The sequence below is a fragment of the Pseudomonas sp. GW822-FHT05A08 genome (assembly GCF_058800485.1).
This window is the reverse complement of sequence record NZ_CM179511.1, coordinates 1,248,633-1,264,938: the sequence shown is the minus strand read 5'-3', so window position 1 is coordinate 1,264,938 and position 16,306 is coordinate 1,248,633. Positions and strand designations below refer to the sequence as shown.

General features: G+C 61.8%; 14 protein-coding genes. 10 read left to right on the top strand and 4 right to left on the bottom strand.

Annotated features, from left to right (window positions below):
- The first annotated feature begins 9 nt into the window (after positions 1-9).
- Positions 10-201 (top strand): hypothetical protein, encoded by a 192-nt coding sequence (locus tag AC3RCP_RS05615; protein ID WP_009042169.1) that lies wholly within the window; start codon positions 10-12, stop codon positions 199-201.
- 108 nt (positions 202-309) lie between these two features.
- Here AC3RCP_RS05615 and AC3RCP_RS05610 read toward each other — a convergent pair whose 3' ends face one another.
- The 4 genes from AC3RCP_RS05610 to AC3RCP_RS05595 all read right to left on the bottom strand — a co-directional run bounded on the left by AC3RCP_RS05610 (position 310) and on the right by AC3RCP_RS05595 (position 4,767).
- A complete protein-coding gene (locus AC3RCP_RS05610; protein WP_009042168.1) occupies positions 310-1,059 on the bottom strand; it encodes a FadR/GntR family transcriptional regulator in 750 nt (249 codons plus the stop codon).
- Between the two features lie 67 nt (positions 1,060-1,126).
- Entirely contained in the window at positions 1,127-2,854 is a 1,728-nt protein-coding gene (locus AC3RCP_RS05605; protein WP_492569235.1) for an ABC transporter ATP-binding protein/permease, read from the bottom strand.
- 97 nt (positions 2,855-2,951) lie between these two features.
- Positions 2,952-3,512, bottom strand: coding sequence for a response regulator transcription factor (locus AC3RCP_RS05600; protein ID WP_009046975.1), 561 nt, complete (start codon positions 3,510-3,512; stop codon positions 2,952-2,954).
- On the bottom strand, positions 3,505-4,767 hold the full coding sequence (locus tag AC3RCP_RS05595; RefSeq protein ID WP_007927040.1) for an ATP-binding protein: 1,263 nt from the start codon (positions 4,765-4,767) through the stop codon (positions 3,505-3,507). Before AC3RCP_RS05595 ends, AC3RCP_RS05600 begins: the two co-directional genes overlap by 8 nt.
- 400 nt (positions 4,768-5,167) lie before the next feature.
- Between AC3RCP_RS05595 and AC3RCP_RS05590 the strand changes: the two genes are divergently transcribed.
- The 9 genes from AC3RCP_RS05590 to AC3RCP_RS05550 all read left to right on the top strand — a co-directional run bounded on the left by AC3RCP_RS05590 (position 5,168) and on the right by AC3RCP_RS05550 (position 16,304).
- On the top strand, positions 5,168-5,884 hold the full coding sequence (locus tag AC3RCP_RS05590) for an SIMPL domain-containing protein (RefSeq protein ID WP_023969588.1): 717 nt from the start codon (positions 5,168-5,170) through the stop codon (positions 5,882-5,884).
- 237 nt (positions 5,885-6,121) lie between these two features.
- A complete protein-coding gene (locus tag AC3RCP_RS05585) occupies positions 6,122-6,685 on the top strand; it encodes a cupin domain-containing protein (RefSeq protein ID WP_007927037.1) in 564 nt (187 codons plus the stop codon).
- 262 nt (positions 6,686-6,947) lie between these two features.
- Positions 6,948-7,385: a hypothetical protein gene (locus tag AC3RCP_RS05580; RefSeq protein WP_101336840.1), complete on the top strand. Its 438-nt coding sequence runs from the start codon at positions 6,948-6,950 to the stop codon at positions 7,383-7,385.
- A gap of 113 nt (positions 7,386-7,498) precedes the next feature.
- The gene (locus AC3RCP_RS05575) at positions 7,499-9,124 is read left to right on the top strand and encodes an ABC transporter substrate-binding protein (protein ID WP_492569233.1); all 1,626 of its coding nucleotides are present in this window, start codon (positions 7,499-7,501) and stop codon (positions 9,122-9,124) included.
- Positions 9,125-9,429: 305 nt separating this feature from the next.
- Positions 9,430-11,031 carry an ABC transporter substrate-binding protein gene (locus AC3RCP_RS05570; protein ID WP_101336839.1) on the top strand — a complete coding sequence of 534 codons (1,602 nt, stop codon included), beginning with the start codon at positions 9,430-9,432 and terminating at the stop codon, positions 11,029-11,031.
- Between the two features lie 172 nt (positions 11,032-11,203).
- Positions 11,204-12,604, top strand: coding sequence for an OprD family porin (locus AC3RCP_RS05565; protein WP_053259633.1), 1,401 nt, complete (start codon positions 11,204-11,206; stop codon positions 12,602-12,604).
- Between the two features lie 82 nt (positions 12,605-12,686).
- Entirely contained in the window at positions 12,687-14,282 is a 1,596-nt protein-coding gene (locus AC3RCP_RS05560; protein WP_087091238.1) for an ABC transporter substrate-binding protein, read from the top strand.
- A 73-nt stretch (positions 14,283-14,355) separates the two neighbouring features.
- The gene (locus AC3RCP_RS05555; protein ID WP_053259631.1) at positions 14,356-15,366 is read left to right on the top strand and encodes an ABC transporter permease subunit; all 1,011 of its coding nucleotides are present in this window, start codon (positions 14,356-14,358) and stop codon (positions 15,364-15,366) included.
- Between the two features lie 11 nt (positions 15,367-15,377).
- Positions 15,378-16,304: an ABC transporter permease subunit gene (locus AC3RCP_RS05550; protein ID WP_007927027.1), complete on the top strand. Its 927-nt coding sequence runs from the start codon at positions 15,378-15,380 to the stop codon at positions 16,302-16,304.
- Positions 16,305-16,306: the final 2 nt, after the last annotated feature.

The window sequence follows — 16,306 nt, the reverse complement described above, 5'->3', positions numbered from 1 at the left end:
GACATCGACATGGCTATCAATCTGACTCTAGAACTGGCCTCGGGCCAATCCCTGCAGGGCGCGCCCCTGGAACTGCTGGTCAACGGCGCTCCCGTCGCGCGGGCAACCGTCGACCAGCAAGGGCATGTGACCTTCAATGCCAAACCCGGCGCCGGGCAACTGGCCGTGAGGGTGGATCGCTCGATTCTCAAAAACCGCTAAAAGCATCGCGGGCAAGCTTCGCTCCTACAGGGTCACCTCCCCTCTCCGTAGGAGCGAGCTTGCTCGCGATAAGAAGCAAAGGGCAACGCAATAACCGCCCCAACCGCATTACCCGCGCTGCGCCTCTGCCTCTTCATGGGCATGGCGCAGCCGTTCGCGGCTGTTGGTCAGGTGCAGACGCATGGCCGCCCGGGCCGCGTCCGAATCCTGGCGGGCAATGGCTTCATAGATTTCTTCATGCTCGCGGCTCAGGCGGCTCATGTAGTGCTGCTGATCGTCGTGAGCCAGGCGTGCCGAATTCAGGCGGGTGCGCGGAATGATGCTGGTTCCCAGGTGGGTCATGATGTCGGTGAAATAGCGGTTGCCCGTGGCCAGGGCAATCTGCAGGTGGAACTGGAAATCCGAGGCCACCGCATCGCTGTCGTGGGCCGCGCTCTCATTGAGGGCATCCAGCGCCGCCCGCATCGCCGCCAGTTGCTCGGTGCTGCGCCGCTGCGCGGCCAGCCCGGCCGACTCCACTTCCAGGCTGATGCGCAGTTCCAGGATCGCCAGCACATCGCGCAAGGTCACCACGGTCGCCGGATCGATCCTGAAGCCGCTCGGGCTCGGCGTGTCGAGCACAAAGGTGCCGATGCCGTGGCGGGTTTCCACCTGGCCGGCGGCCTGCAAGCGGGAAATGGCCTCGCGCACCACGGTCCGGCTGACGCCATGGGCCTCCATGATCGCCGACTCGGTGGGCAACTTGTCACCGCGCTTGAGCTGACCGTCGCGAATCTGCTCCGACAGCACGGTCACCAGCTCCTGGGCGAGGCTACGGCGCTTGCGTGGAAGGCGGGGCGCCGTGTTCTGGTTGTCCATGGTGAAGTTCTTTCTCCGAAAACTGATGACGCATCATAGCTCAGCCGGGTTGTACGATCACTGTTGACTACACCGTCACCGCCTGGTCGACCAGATGCCCGCGCTCGATGCGGATGTGCCGCGGGTGGAAACGCTTGAGGCTGCTGCGATGCCCGACGCTGACAATGCTCAGCCCCGGCAGCTGGTCGATCAGCGCCTGGTACAGGGTCGCCTCGTCTTCTTCGTCCATGGCCGAGGTGGCCTCATCCATGTACAGCCACTGCGGCGCATAGAGCAACGCACGGGCAAAGGCCAGGCGCTGCTGCTCGCCCGGGGACAACATGCGCTGCCAGTGATTGCTCTCGTCCAGACGAGAAACCAGGTGCGGCAGCCGGCAGGTTTCCAGCACCTGCGCATAACGCTCCTGCGGGTAGGTGTCGCCCGACTGTGGATAACTCAAGGCTTCGCGCAGGCTGCCGATCGGCAGGTAAGGCTTTTGCGGCAGGAACAGATAACGCTCGGCAGGCATGCGAATGCTGCCGTGACCGGCCGGCCAGAGCCGCCCCATCGCCCGCAGCAGGGTACTTTTGCCACTGCCGGAACGGCCGCTGAGCATCAGTCGCTCACCGGGAGTCACGGTCATCTCGGCACCGGCCAGCAGGTGCCGGCCGTCCGCCAGGTCCAGGCCAAGGTTATGCACCTGCAGGGTTTCACCCTGGCTCTGCACGTCGATGGCTGGCGCGCGCTCTTCGTTTTCGCTCATAGCCTGGCGGAAACTCAGCAGCCGGTCGCAGGTGGCGCGCCATGCCGCGAGCTCGGAATAGGCGGTGATGAACCAGCTGAAGTTCTCCTGGACGTTGCCGAATGCCGAGTTGATCTGCATCAGCTCGCCCAGTTCGATCTTGCCCGTCAGGTAACGCGGGGCCGCGACGATGAAGGGGAAAATGATTGCGATCTGGCCGTAGCCCGAGGTGAAGAAGGTCAGCCGCTTGGACACTTTCATGATGTCCCAGAAGTTGTGCCAGACCATGCCGAAGCGAGCGCTGAGGCGTTTGTTCTCATTCGGCTCGCCGTCGTACAGGGCAATGCTCTCGGCGTTCTCCCGCACCCGCACCATGGAAAAACGCAGGTCCGCCTCGAAACGTTGCTGGTTGTTGTTCAAGCCGATCAGGCGTCGACCGATCAAGTGGGTCAGCCAGCTGCCGACGGCGGCGTACACCAGGGCGCACCAGAACATGTAGCCGGGAATGGTGTAGCCGAAGACTTCGATACTGCCCGACACGCCCCACAGGATGATCGAGAACGACACCAGGCTGACCACGGTACGCAGCAGGCCCAGGGCGAGCCCCAGGGTATTGCTGGTGAAGCTGTTGAGGTCTTCGGAAATCCGCTGGTCCGGGTTATCGGTGTAGCCGCCCTGCTCCAGCTGGTAGTAGTTCTTGTGGCCCAGCCAGCGGGCGAAGTGTTTTTCCGTGAGCCAGGCGCGCCAGCGAATGGTCAGCATCTGGGTCAGGTAGAGCCGGTAGACCGCGGCCAGGATGGCCACCGCGGCAATTCCGCAGAAATACAGGATCAGTTGCCAGAACGCCGCCTCGTCCTTCTTTTGCAGGGCGTTGTAGAAATCCTTGTACCAGCTGTTGATCCACACCGAGATCGCCACGCTGAACAGGGTCAGGGCCACCACCGCGAACAGCAGCAACCAGGCCTTGCCCTTCTCTTCACTGCGCCAGTAAGGCGTAGTCATTTCCCAGACACGACGGAAAAACTGCCCGCGCACAGCATCGTTGACCGCGGAATACTCAGCGTTCTGATTCATCATCAAGGCTCGATTGGGATAGGAACAAGCATCGAGCCGATCATAGAGGATCGGCTCGTTTTTTCACTTGTCCTGAGGACATTCGTTCAGTCGCGGTTCAGCGACGAACCGGGCGCTTCTGCAACTTGCGTTGCAGCGTTCGACGGTGCATGCCCAGGGCGCGGGCAGTGGCGGAGATATTGCCTTCGTGCTCGGTCAGCACCCGCTGGATGTGCTCCCATTGCAGGCGGTCCACCGACATCGGGTTTTCCGGCACCAGGGTGTCGAGGTCGGCGTGCTCGGAGAGCAGCGCGGCCAGCACGTCGTCGGCGTCTGCCGGTTTGCACAGGTAGTTGCAGGCGCCGCGCTTGATCGCTTCGACCGCGGTGGCGATGCTCGAATAACCGGTGAGGATCACCACGCGCATTTCCGGATCGAGCTCGAGCAGCTTGGGCAGCAGCACCAGGCCGGAGTCGCCGTCCATCTTCAGGTCCAGCGCGGCGAAGTCCGGCAGGTCCTGCTGGGCGAGGGCCAGGCCTTCCTCGGCGGAACCCGCGGTGCTGACGCGAAAGCCGCGACGGCTCATGGCTCGCGCCATCACCCGGGTGAAGGTGGCGTCGTCATCCACCAGCAACAGATGCGGCAGTTCTTCGCCTTCGACTTGGATTTCGTCACTCATGTTGGTCTCCTCGGGCGCCGTGGGGCAGACGCAGCTCGGTGAGCGTGCCGCCTTCCTCATGACTGTAGAGTTTCACTGAGCCACCGGCGCGTGTCACGCTGGCTTTGCTCAAAAACAGGCCCAGGCCGAAACCTTTGCCCTTGGTGGTAAAAAACGGTTTGCCGATCTGCTCGGCGATGGCCAGCGGCACACCGGCGCCGTGGTCACGAATACTGATGGTCAGGTTCTCGGCGTCCCAATCCAGCTGGACTTCCAGCCCTTCCGGACAAGCATCGGCTGCATTGTTCAGCAGGTTGAGCAACGCCTGGGTCAGGTCCGGCGGCGGCGCCAGCCGCGGCATCGTGCCCTTGCCCAGCAATTGGAAGCGGTAGCTGGCTTCGGGGCGCATCAGGTGCCAGCGGTTCAGCGCTTCGTCGAGCCAGACGGTGACATCCTGCATCTCCACCGCCAGCCGGCGGTTGGCCTCGGCGGCGCGCACCAACTGTTGCAGGGTTTCCTTGCACAGTTTGACCTGGTCCTGGAGCACGCCCAGGTCATCTTGCAGCATTGGGTCGAGGTGGTCCTGGCGCATTTCCTTGAGCAGCACGCTCATGGTCGCCAGGGGCGTTCCCAACTCGTGGGCGGCGCCAGCGGCCTGGGTCGCGACAGCCAGCAACTGCTGGTCGCGCAGGCCCTCTTCGCGGCGGATCGCCCGCAGCTCCTCCTGCCGCCGCAGCTCCTCGGCCATTCTCGCGGCGAAGAAGGTGATCACCGCCGCGGCCAGGGCGAAGCTCAGCCACATCCCGTAGATCTGCAGGTTCTCCCGGGCGATGGGGAAAGTCTGCAGCGGGTAGAACTGCGCCAGCAGCAAGGTGTACATGGTCAGCGCGATACCGGAAAGGACCACCGAATAGCGCCATGGCAAGGTCACGGCGGCGATGGTCAGCGGCACCAGGTAATAGGAGACGAAGGGATTGGTCGAGCCGCCGGAGAAATACAACAGGGCGCTGTGGATAAACAAATCACAAGCCAGTTGCACGGCATATTCCAGCTCGGTGACCGGCCACGAGGTGCGCAGGCGAATGGCGGTGAAGGCGCAGAGGATCAGCGACAGGCCCAGGGTGACGGCCAGTTGCAGCCAGGGCAGCGGCAACAGGTCGAACCAGTAGGCGAGCCCCACCGAGCCAGCCTGAGCGGCCAGAACCAGGATGCGGATGAAAGTCAGACGCCAGAGGTTCTGGCGAGTGGCGGAAAGCAGTTGTACGGGGGCGAGCATGAGCTCTCCTGATGAGCGCTCCAGGCGGATCGCGACGAGTATAACCAAGCAGCGGCCCGGACAGGCAAAACTGCGGCAAACCGCCACAGTCTTGGGCAATGGCCAATCGCGGGCAAGCCTTGCCTGCAAAAACACCACCTGCCTGTAGGAGCGAGGCTTGCCCGCGACAGAGCGCAAAGCGCTCGCCATCCCCATCTCAGAGTCCGGCTCGAGAACAGATTACGACTGCTGCGCAGTCGAGCGCAGGCTTCGCCAGCGGCTACAAAAACCTCCGTAGTTGGCGTTGGGTAATAGATGTATAGAAGTTGTTAACGGGCCGAACCAGACAATAAAAGCTAGAGTCTGATGGTTTCACGCAGGCTGGGACCCAATACCTGCGGACCGCACTCAAGGAGTTTTCATGCATACATTCAGTCGCAGCGCCGCCCTTCTCGCCCTCAGCGCCGGCACCCTCGCCAGCCTGCCGGCCCTGGCCGCCGATGAGCTTCATTACAACCAGATCTCCCTGCGCGCCGAAGTCAGTCAGGAAGTGGCCCGCGACCTGATGATCGTCACCCTCTACAGCGAATCGCAGAACGCCGACCCGGCCAAGCTCGCCGCGGAAATCACCACCACCATGAACAAGGCCCTGGGCCAGGCACGCCAGGTCAAGGACATCACCTTGCGCCAGGGCAGCCGCAACAGCTACCCGATCTACGACACCAAGGGCCAGAAGATCACCGGCTGGCGCGAGCGCGCCGAACTGCGCCTGGAAAGCTCGGACTTCGCCGCGCTGTCCAAGCTCACCGGCGAACTGCTGACCGACCTGAAGATGGGCGGGATGGATTTCGCCATCGCCGACCCGACCCGCAAGGCCAGCGAAGACAAGCTGCTCAAGGAAGCGGTCGATGCCTTCAAGGCTCGCGCGCAACTGACCACCGAAGCGCTGGGCGGCAAGGGCTACAAGATCGTCAACCTGAACCTCAACAGCAACGGTTATCCACAACCGTACCTGCGTGGCCAGATGATGATGAAAGCCGCGGGCATGGATGCGGCGCCGGTCACTCCGGAAGTCGAAGCCGGTACCAGCCAGGTCAGCATGACCGCCGATGGCTCGATCGAAGTCCTGATGCCGTAACGTTTTCCCTGCCCGTCCCCAAAAAAACGGCGGTGACCTCCAGCACCAATGAGGTTACCGCGTTTTTTTTGCTACCCACTGTTTCAACCCAGCCTGAGGGACTCGCCCTTTTTTGGAATAGAGGGGCTGAACTCGGCCACATCGGTGATGCTAAAGTTACGGCCCCCGGTATGGCGCCTATCAGACGTCATTGACGTCCACCGGGTATACTGCGCCTTTCCTATAAGAGTCTCTCCAATGACCGCAGACCGCATCGGCGAACGCCTGCGTCGCTATCGCCGCGCCGCCAAGAAAACCCTGCGCCAGATCGCCAGCGAATCCGGCCTGACCGCCAGTTTCCTCTCCCAGGCGGAACGCAATCTCACCGGCGTCTCGATCTCCTCCCTGGTCAACATTGCCAAGTCTCTGAACGTTCCGCTGAACGCCCTATTCGACCAGCCGACCCAGGCACAACCCGACTCCCACGACGGCAAGCGGGTGCGCTACACCATCGAAGGCCAGCCCCTGGCCTACGAGCGGCTGTCCAGTTCCTTTCCCGGCAACCTGATCAACGCGGTGAAGATGAACATACCCGTGGGCTACCAGTCGGAACTGATTTCCCATGATGGCGCCGAGTTCTCCTACGTTCTTTCGGGGCAAATTGTCTACACCATCGAGGGGCAGCAGTATCCCCTCGGCGCCGGCGACTCGGTGCACTTCGACTCGACCAAACCTCACTACCTGGCTAACGCCGGCAACGGCCCGGCAGAAGTATTGACCGTCACGACCATGGGCCTGTTCGACGACCATTCAGCGGCCTGAACCCGCCCCGTGGCCGCCTGCGCAACCTCACAGACACCCCGCGCGCAAGAGAAATGTTAGTCACGCTTAATTTTCGTTGACCACGATTTCAGCATGACTTAATTTCGGCATCGGCGAATCGTCAATCACCCCCACAACAAAGCGATCGCCATCGCCGCACAGGGTCCATGGGGCTGCATCCACTCCCCATAGAAGGCGAGTTGCCCCGGCCCACAAGGCCAATCCTCAGATATGCCCTAGAAAAAGAAAAAATGAGGTTTGCATGCGTAAGACCTTTCCGCTCCAGGTTTGGCAGACAGCGGGGCTGATCCTCGGCATCCCACTGTCGCACGCCACCCGCAACCTCCACAGTGACAACCTCACTGCGAGCCACAACGTCAACGCCGCCGCCGATGTGCTGTGCACCCGCCATCGCCTGCAAGGTCCCGGGCATCCGTTCTCCACGGCCTCCCTCACCAAACCGTCCTACTTCATCCGGTCAACCCAATGCGCCAAACACTTGCGCCAGGCAGGCAAGGCCAGGCGGTTCAACCAGAAGCCGGTCGACACCTGCTCCAGCGACGCACCAAGCGGAGGCACGACTCGCTCCGGATGCCCCGCAAGAAGGCAACCCATGCACCAGAAAAAACCAGCGCATAGGGCCAAATTCGTCAATATTTATACAAATGCGTCATTCCTGTACGTTCGTTCCACTCCTTGATACTTGTGACGGCCCCGCATCTTGCATTGGGTATGGGGCCTGCATAAGTATCGGCGGGTCGACTCATAAGGTCGCCCTCTACACCAAAAATGACAACAAATCATGAGGCAACCATGTTCAAACAAGCAGTCATTCCGCTTTTAGTCAGCGCCGGCTTGCTCGCCAGCGCACCCTTCGCCCAGGCGGCGACTAACCTGGTGTTCTGCTCCGAAGGGAGCCCGGCCGGCTTCGACCCAGGCCAGTACACCACCGGAACCGACTTCGACGCCTCAGCAGAGACCCTGTTCAACCGCCTCAGCCAGTTTGAGCGTGGCGGCACCGCCGTCATTCCTGGCCTGGCGACCAGTTGGGACATTTCCGACGATGGCCTGACCTACACCTTCCATCTGCGTGATGGGGTGAAGTTCCACACCACGCCGTATTTCAAGCCGACTCGTGATTTCAACGCCGACGACGTGCTCTTCACGTTCAACCGCATGCTCGACAAGGACATGCCGTTCCGCAAGGCGTACCCCACCGAATTCCCTTACTTCACCGACATGGGGATGGACACCAACATCACCAAGGTCGAGAAAGTCGACGACAAGACCGTCAAGTTCACCCTGAAAACCGTAGACGCCGCGTTCATCCAGAACCTGGCGATGAGCTTCGCCTCCATCCAGTCCGCCGAATACGCCGACCATCTGCTCAAGGAAGGCAAGCCGGGCGACATCAACCAGAAGCCGATCGGCACCGGCCCGTTCGTGTTCAAGAGCTACCAGAAGGACTCCAACATCCGTTACACCGGCAACAAGGAGTACTGGAAGCCTGAAGACGTGAAGATCGACAACCTGATCTTCGCCATCACCACCGACCCGTCGGTACGCATCCAGAAGCTGAAAAAGAACGAATGCCAGGTCACCCTGTTCCCGCGCCCGGCCGACCTCAAGGCCCTGGGCGAGGACAAGACCCTCAAGCTGCCGCAGCAAGCCGGCTTCAACCTCGGCTACATCGCCTACAACGTGATGCCTGTGCTCAAGGGCCGCACCGACGCCAACCCGCTGGCCGACCTCAAGGTCCGCCAGGCGCTGGACATGGCGGTGAACAAGCAGCAGATCATCGACTCGGTCTACCAGGGCGCGGGCCAGCTGGCGGTCAACGCCATGCCACCGACCCAGTGGTCCTATGACGACACCATCAAGGATGCCAAGTACGACCCCGAGAAAGCCAAGGCGCTGCTCAAGGAAGCCGGCATCAAGGAAGGCACCCAGATCACCCTGTGGGCCATGCCGGTGCAGCGTCCGTACAACCCGAACGCCAAGCTGATGGCTGAAATGCTGCAGTCCGACTGGGCGAAGATCGGCCTGAAGGTCAACATCGTCAGCTACGAATGGGGCGAGTACATCAAGCGTTCCAAGGGTGGCGAGAACCAGGCGATGATCATCGGCTGGAGCGGCGACAATGGTGACCCGGACAACTGGCTCGGCACCCTGTTCGGCTGCGACGCCATGAACGGCAACAACTTCTCCAAATGGTGCGACAAGCCGTACGACGCACTGATCAAGCAAGCCAAGGCCACCCCGGACGTGGCCAAACGCACCGAGCTGTACAAGCAGGCGCAACACCTCCTCAAAGACCAGGTCCCGATGACACCTATCGCCCACTCGACGGTGTTCCAACCCATGCGCGCCAACGTGCAGGACTTCAAGATCAGCCCCTTTGGCCTGAACTCGTTCTACGGCGTCAGCATCAGCAAATAAGGGTCTGCAACGGCGACGTCAGCTGACGTCGCCGTTGCCTTACCTGCCAGGACTGCCGGAACTCGAACGCTCTTCCTCTTGCTGCGCCCCATCGTGGTGAGTACGGGCATTTCGGAAGTTCCTTACATGTCTTTCAGGCTCTTTGGCATTTACTACCCATGCGGCGACCCCTACCGTCAAAGCATGGAGTGGTGCATCCATTGCCCGGCATTTGCTGCAAGCGAGACTTGGGATCAATGACATGACCGCCTCCGGATGGGGCGACTGCTCATCGATCAAAACAATAAAAAGGAAGAGGGATCGTCATGCGTCATTCCCTGGTTTTATCCGCCCTGCTGGGCACCGGTCTGTTGACCGCAACCTCCGCCAGCCTGGCGGCCGGCAACAGCCTGGTGTTCTGCTCCGAAGGCAGCCCGGCCGGCTTCGACACCGCGCAATACACCACCGCCACCGACAACGACGCGGCAGAGCCGCTGTACAACCGCCTGGCGGAGTTCGAAAAAGGCGCGACCAATGTGGTGCCGGGCCTGGCCACCCGCTGGGATATTTCCGCGGACGGCCTGCAGTACACCTTCCATCTGCGCGAAGGGGTGAAGTTCCATACCACGCCGTACTTCAAGCCGACGCGTGATTTCAACGCCGACGACGTGCTCTTCACCTTCAACCGCATGCTCGATCCCGAGCAGCCCTTCCGCAAGGCCTACCCCACCGAGTTTCCCTACTTCAACGGGATGAGCCTGAACAAGAACATCGCCAAGGTCGAGAAGACCGGGCCGTTGACCGTGGTGATGACCCTGAACTCGGTCGATGCGGCGTTCATCCAGAACATCGCCATGAGCTTCGCCGCGATTCTCTCGGCCGAATATGCCGACCAGTTGCTCAAGGCCGGCAAACCCAGCGACATCAACCAGAAGCCGATCGGCACCGGGCCGTTCGTGTTCAAGAGTTACCAGAAAGACTCGAACATCCGCTACACCGCCAACAAGCAGTACTGGGACCCGAGCCGGGTCAAGCTCGACCAGCTGATTTTCGCCATCAATACCGATGCCTCGGTGCGCGTGCAGAAACTCAAGGCCGGCGAATGCCAGGTCACCCTGCACCCGCGGCCGGCCGATGTCGAAGCGCTGAAAAACGACCCGAAACTGCAACTGATCGAAAAGCCCGGCTTCAACCTCGGCTACATCGCCTACAACGTTCGCCACAAACCCTTCGACCAGCTCGAAGTGCGCCAGGCGCTGGACATGGCGGTGAACAAGCAGGGCATCCTCAACGCCGTGTACCAGGGCGCCGGCCAGCTGGCGGTCAACGCCATGCCGCCGACCCAGTGGTCCTACGACACCAGCATCAAGGACGCCGCCTACAACCCGCAAAAGGCCCGTGAGCTGCTCAAGGCCGCCGGGGTCAAGGAAGGCACGGAAATCACCCTCTGGGCCATGCCGGTGCAACGTCCCTACAACCCCAACGCCAAGCTGATGGCCGAAATGCTCCAGTCCGACTGGGGCAAGATCGGCCTGAAAGTGAAAATCGTCAGCTACGAGTGGGGCGAGTACATCAAGCGCACCAAGAATGGCGAGCACGACATCAGCCTGATCGGCTGGACCGGCGACAACGGTGACCCGGACAACTGGCTCGGCACCCTGTACAGCTGCGACGCCATTGGCGGCAACAACTACTCCATGTGGTGCGACCCGCAGTACGACAAGCTGATCAAGCAGGCCAAGATCGTCACCGATCGCGAACAGCGCACGGTGCTCTACCAACAGGCCCAGCAGTTGCTCAAGCAGCAGGTACCGATCACCCCGGTCGCCCACTCGACGGTCAACCAGCCGTTGAGCGCCAAAGTCGAAGGATTCAAGGTCAGCCCCTTCGGCCGCAACGTGTTCTCGGGCGTCAGCATCGACCAATAAATGATTAGCCAGGCCGCTGGGGGCGATATTCGCCCCCACGCAAATCTGTTGCCTGAATTCGGCGATCAAGCCTCATGCAAACGTTTGCGATGCCTTGAATGAGTTGTAAAGCAAAAGCCGGTCAACCCAAAAAGACCGGCATAAAAATAAAGAAAGCAAAGGAGCTTCACCCATGAAACCGAGCAACACCGCGTTACTGGCCCTGGCCATCAGCAGCATCACGGCCATGGCCCATGCGGAAAGCGTGAGTCAGGAATTCGTTCCGACCGAACTGAACGGCACCAGCGCCCAGGCGGAGGCCAAGGGCTTCGTCGAAGGCCAGAGCCTGTCGGGCACGACCCGCAACTGGTACGCCAACGAGCTGAAGCGTCGTGACGACCGCTTCTCCTACAACCACAACGGTCAGCCGACTTCGACCCCACGCCGGATCAACTGGGTCCAGGGCACCATCCTCAACTACAGCTCGGGCTTCACCGAAGGCACTGTCGGGGTCAGCACCGAGGTGGCCGCCTACAACGCCATCGCGTTGGATCGTGACCGCAAGGACATCGCCGGCAAGAACAACCGTACCCTGACCCACTCCGACGGCGACGCTGTCGGCCAGTGGAGCAAACTGGGCCTGGCCAACGTCAAGTTCCGCGTCTCCAACACCACCCTGACCGCCGGTCGCCAGAACTTCAGCACGCCGATCGTCGACGTCATCGGCAACCGTGCCCTGCCTTCAAGTTTCGAAGGTGTGAGCCTGCACAGCGAAGAGTTCAACAACCTGTCGTTCGATCTGGCCGGTTTCGATCGCGTTTCGCCGCGTACCGAACAGAGCCTGTCGAAATTCCGCACCGAGTACTCCGCCACCGGCGTGGAAACCGACAAGGTCTACACCGCAGGTGTGAACTACCAGCCGTTCAAGAGCCTGAAAACCAGCCTGTATGGCGCCAACGTCAAAGACTTCTGGAACCAGTACTACTTCGGCGCCACCCACGAGCTGGGTGACAGCCAGGTACTGAGCCTGACCACCGGCCTGAACTACTACAAGACCGTCGACGAAGGTAAGAAGTTGATGGGCGAGATCGACAACGACACCTACTCGCTGTCGCTCGGCCTGACTCACCAGGCCCACAGCCTGACCTTCTCCTACCAGCAAGTGAACGGTAACGAGTACTTCGACTACCTGCATGAAACCAACGGTATCTACCTGGCCAACTCCCTGCTCTCGGACTTCAACGGCCCGAACGAGAAGTCCTTCCAGATCGCCTACGGTCTGAACATGGCCGAATACGGCGTGCCAGGCCTGAAGTTCAACATCTACTCGGCACGCGGCTGGGGCATCGACGGTACCCACTACCGCGGCACCGCCTACACCGATCCAGGCGCCCAGCGCGGCGACCTGAGCCTGATGGATGGCGAAACCCACTACGAATACGGTATTGGCGCGTCTTATGCAGTCCAGAGCGGTCCGCTGAAGGCAACCGCGATCCGGGCGACCTACACTACCCACCGCGCCAGCGAAAACCAGGCCGACGGTAACATCAACGAGTTCCGCCTGGTCACCACCATCCCGTTCAAGATTCTCTAAAAAACACATCGGCTGGTTGGCGAATTCATGACGAATTCGCCACTCCAGCTACTCTGGTTCAACCGATTGCAGAGGGTTCTAGATGAAAATGCTTCCCCTGAAAGCGGCCATCGCTGCCGCACTGCTGAGCGTCGCCGCAGGCGTCTCGGCCAAGCCCTTGGTGGTCTGTACCGAAGCCAGCCCGGAAGGCTTCGATATGGTCCAGTACACGACTGCAGTCACTGCCGACGCGGTGGCGGAAACCATCTTCAACCGCCTGGTGGACTTCAAGCCCGGTACCACGGACATCGAGCCGGCCCTGGCCGAGTCCTGGGAGATCAGCCCGGACGGCCTGATCTACACCTTCCACCTGCGCAAAGGCGTCAAGTTCCACAGCACCGATTACTTCAAGCCAACCCGCGAGATGAACGCCGACGACGTGCTCTGGAGCTTCCAGCGTCAGCTGGACCCGAAACACCCGTGGCATGACAAGTCCAGCGTGGGCTTCCCCTATTTCGAGAGCATGGGTTTCAAGGAACTGCTCAAAAGCGTCGAGAAAACCGACGACCACACCGTGGTCTTCACCCTGACCCGTCGCGAAGCACCGTTCCTGGCCGACGTGGCCATGGCCTTCGCCTCGATCTTCCCGGCCGAATACGCCGACCAGTTGCTCAAGGCCGGCAAGCCCGGCGAACTGAACAGCAAGCCGATCGGCACCGGCCCGTTCGTCTTCCAGCGCTACGCCAAGGACGCCCAGGTGCGGTTCAAGGCCAACCCGGACTACTTCCGTGGCAAGCCGCCGGCCGACGCGCTGATCCTGGCGATCACCACCGACAACAACGTGCGCCTGCAGAAGCTCAAGGCCAATGAGTGCCAGGTCGCCCTGTATCCGAAGCCGGACGACATCCCGAGCATCAAGGCCGACACCAACCTGAAGGTCGACGACCTGGCCGCCATGACCGTGGGCTACGTGGCCCTGAACACCACCAAGAAGTACATGAGCGACCCGCGTGTCCGTCAGGCCATCAACATCGCCTTCGACAAGGAAGCCTACGTCAACAGCCTGTACGGCAAGGGCAACGCGGTGGTCGGCACCGGCCCCTACCCGCCGACCCTGCTGGGCTTCAACACCAGCCTGGGCAACCCGGCCCGCGACCTGGACAAGGCCCGCGCCCTGATCAAGGAAGCCGGCGTGCCGGAAGGCACGGTCTTCACCCTGTTCACCCGCAACGGCGGTGGCCCGACCAACCCCAACCCGCTGCTCGGCGCACAGATGATGCAGTCCGACCTGGCGAAGATCGGCCTCAAGATCGATATCCGCGTCATGGAATGGGGCGAGATGCTCAAGCGCGCCAAGAACGGCGAGCACGACATGGTTTCCGCCGGCTGGGCAGGGGATAACGGGGACCCGGACAACTTCCTGACCCCCAACCTCAGTTGCGAGGCCGCCAAAAACGGCGAAAACTACGCTCGCTGGTGCAATAAAGCGTTCCAGAGCCTGATCGATCAGGCCCGCGCCGAATCCGAGCCGGCCAAACGGACCGCACTCTATGAACAGGCCCAGGATATTTTCGACAAGGAACAACCCTGGATCCCCATGGCCTATCCGAAAATGTTCACGGCAATGCGCAAGAACGTCGAGGGCTACCACCAGAGTCCCCTGACCACCAACAACTTCGCTACCACCCAGGTGAAGTAGATAAGAAACGCCCGGCATCCCTGACCCCAGGGATGCCGGACACGCCTAACCGGCTGATGAGGTACACCAGAAGATGTTTAGTTTTATTGCCCGCCGTGTGGGGTTGTTGATTCCCACATTCTTCGGCATCACCTTGCTGACGTTCGCATTGATTCGCATGATTCCCGGCGATCCCGTGGAAGTCATGATGGGCGAGCGCCGGGTCGACCCTGAGATGCATGCCCAGGCAATGGAACGCCTTGGTCTGAACAAACCGCTGTATGCCCAGTACCTGGACTACATCGGCAAACTCGCCCAGGGCGACCTGGGTGAATCCCTGCGTACTCGCGAGAGTGTGTGGAGCGAGTTCAGCTCCCTGTTCCCGGCGACCCTGGAACTGGCCTCGGCCGCGATGCTGTTCGCTGCTGTGATCGGCCTGCTGGCCGGAGTGATCGCCGCGCTGAAACGAGGATCCCTGTTCGACCACGGGGTGATGGGCATCTCTCTTGCCGGCTATTCGATGCCGATCTTCTGGTGGGGCCTGATCCTGATCATGTTCTTCTCCGTGAGCCTGGGCTGGACCCCGGTTTCCGGGCGGCTCGACCTGCTCTACGACATCGAGCCGAAAACCGGCTTCATGCTCATCGACACCCTGCTGGCCGATGACACCGGCGCCTTCTTCGACGCCCTGCACCACCTGATCCTGCCGGCCATCGTGCTTGGCACCATTCCGCTGGCGGTGATCGCGCGGATGACCCGTTCCTCGATGCTCGAAGTGCTGCGCGAAGACTACATCCGCACCGCCAAGGCCAAGGGCCTGTCGCCGGCGCGCGTGGTGTTCGTGCACGGCCTGCGCAACGCGCTGATCCCGGTGCTGACCGTGGTCGGCCTGCAAGTCGGCACCCTGCTGGCCGGCGCGGTCCTGACCGAAACCATCTTCTCCTGGCCCGGCATCGGCAAATGGCTGATCGAAGCCATCGGCGCCCGGGACTACCCCGTGGTGCAGAACGGCATCCTGTTGATCGCCTGCCTGGTGATCCTCGTCAACTTCGTGGTGGACATCCTCTACGGCTTTGCCAACCCACGCATTCGTCACCAGCGCTGAGGACAATACTCATGAGCACTCCAACCTCCTCAGTAGCCGTATCCGCCGTGGCCGTGGATCAAAGCCTGCTGTACCCGTCGCCGTACAAGGAATTCTGGCAGGCCTTCTCGCGCAACAAGGGCGCGGTGGCCGGCCTGCTGTTCATGCTGCTGGTGATTTTCTGCGCGATCTTCGCGCCCTGGGTCGCCCCGCATAACCCGAGCGAGCAATACCGCGACTTCCTGCTGACCCCGCCGGTCTGGCTCGAAGGCGGCCAATGGCAGTTCATCCTCGGCACCGACGAACTGGGCCGCGACCTGCTGTCGCGCCTGATCACCGGTTCGCGCCTGTCGCTGCTGATCGGCCTGTCGTCGGTGGTCATGTCGCTGATCCCGGGCATCCTCCTGGGCCTGTTCGCCGGCTTCTTCCCGCGCCTGCTCGGCCCGACCATCATGCGCCTGATGGACATCATGCTGGCCCTGCCGTCCCTGCTGCTGGCCGTGGCGATCGTCGCCATCCTCGGCCCAGGCCTGATCAACACCGTGATCGCCATCGCCGTGGTGTCCCTGCCGTCCTACGTGCGCCTGACCCGCGCCGCGGTGATGGGCGAGCTCAACCGCGACTACGTGACCGCCGCGCGCCTGGCCGGTGCCGGCCTGCCGCGCCTGATGTTCATCACCGTGCTGCCCAACTGCATGGCGCCGCTGATCGTCCAGGCGACCCTGAGCTTCTCCTCGGCGATTCTCGATGCCGCGGCCCTGGGCTTCCTCGGCCTTGGCGTCCAGCCGCCCACCCCTGAGTGGGGCACCATGCTGGCCTCGGCCCGCGACTACATCGAACGCGCCTGGTGGGTGGTGAGCCTGCCCGGCCTGACCATTTTGCTCAGCGTGCTGGCAATCAACCTGATGGGCGACGGCCTGCGCGACGCGCTGGACCCGAAACTCAAGAACGCCGCCTGAGG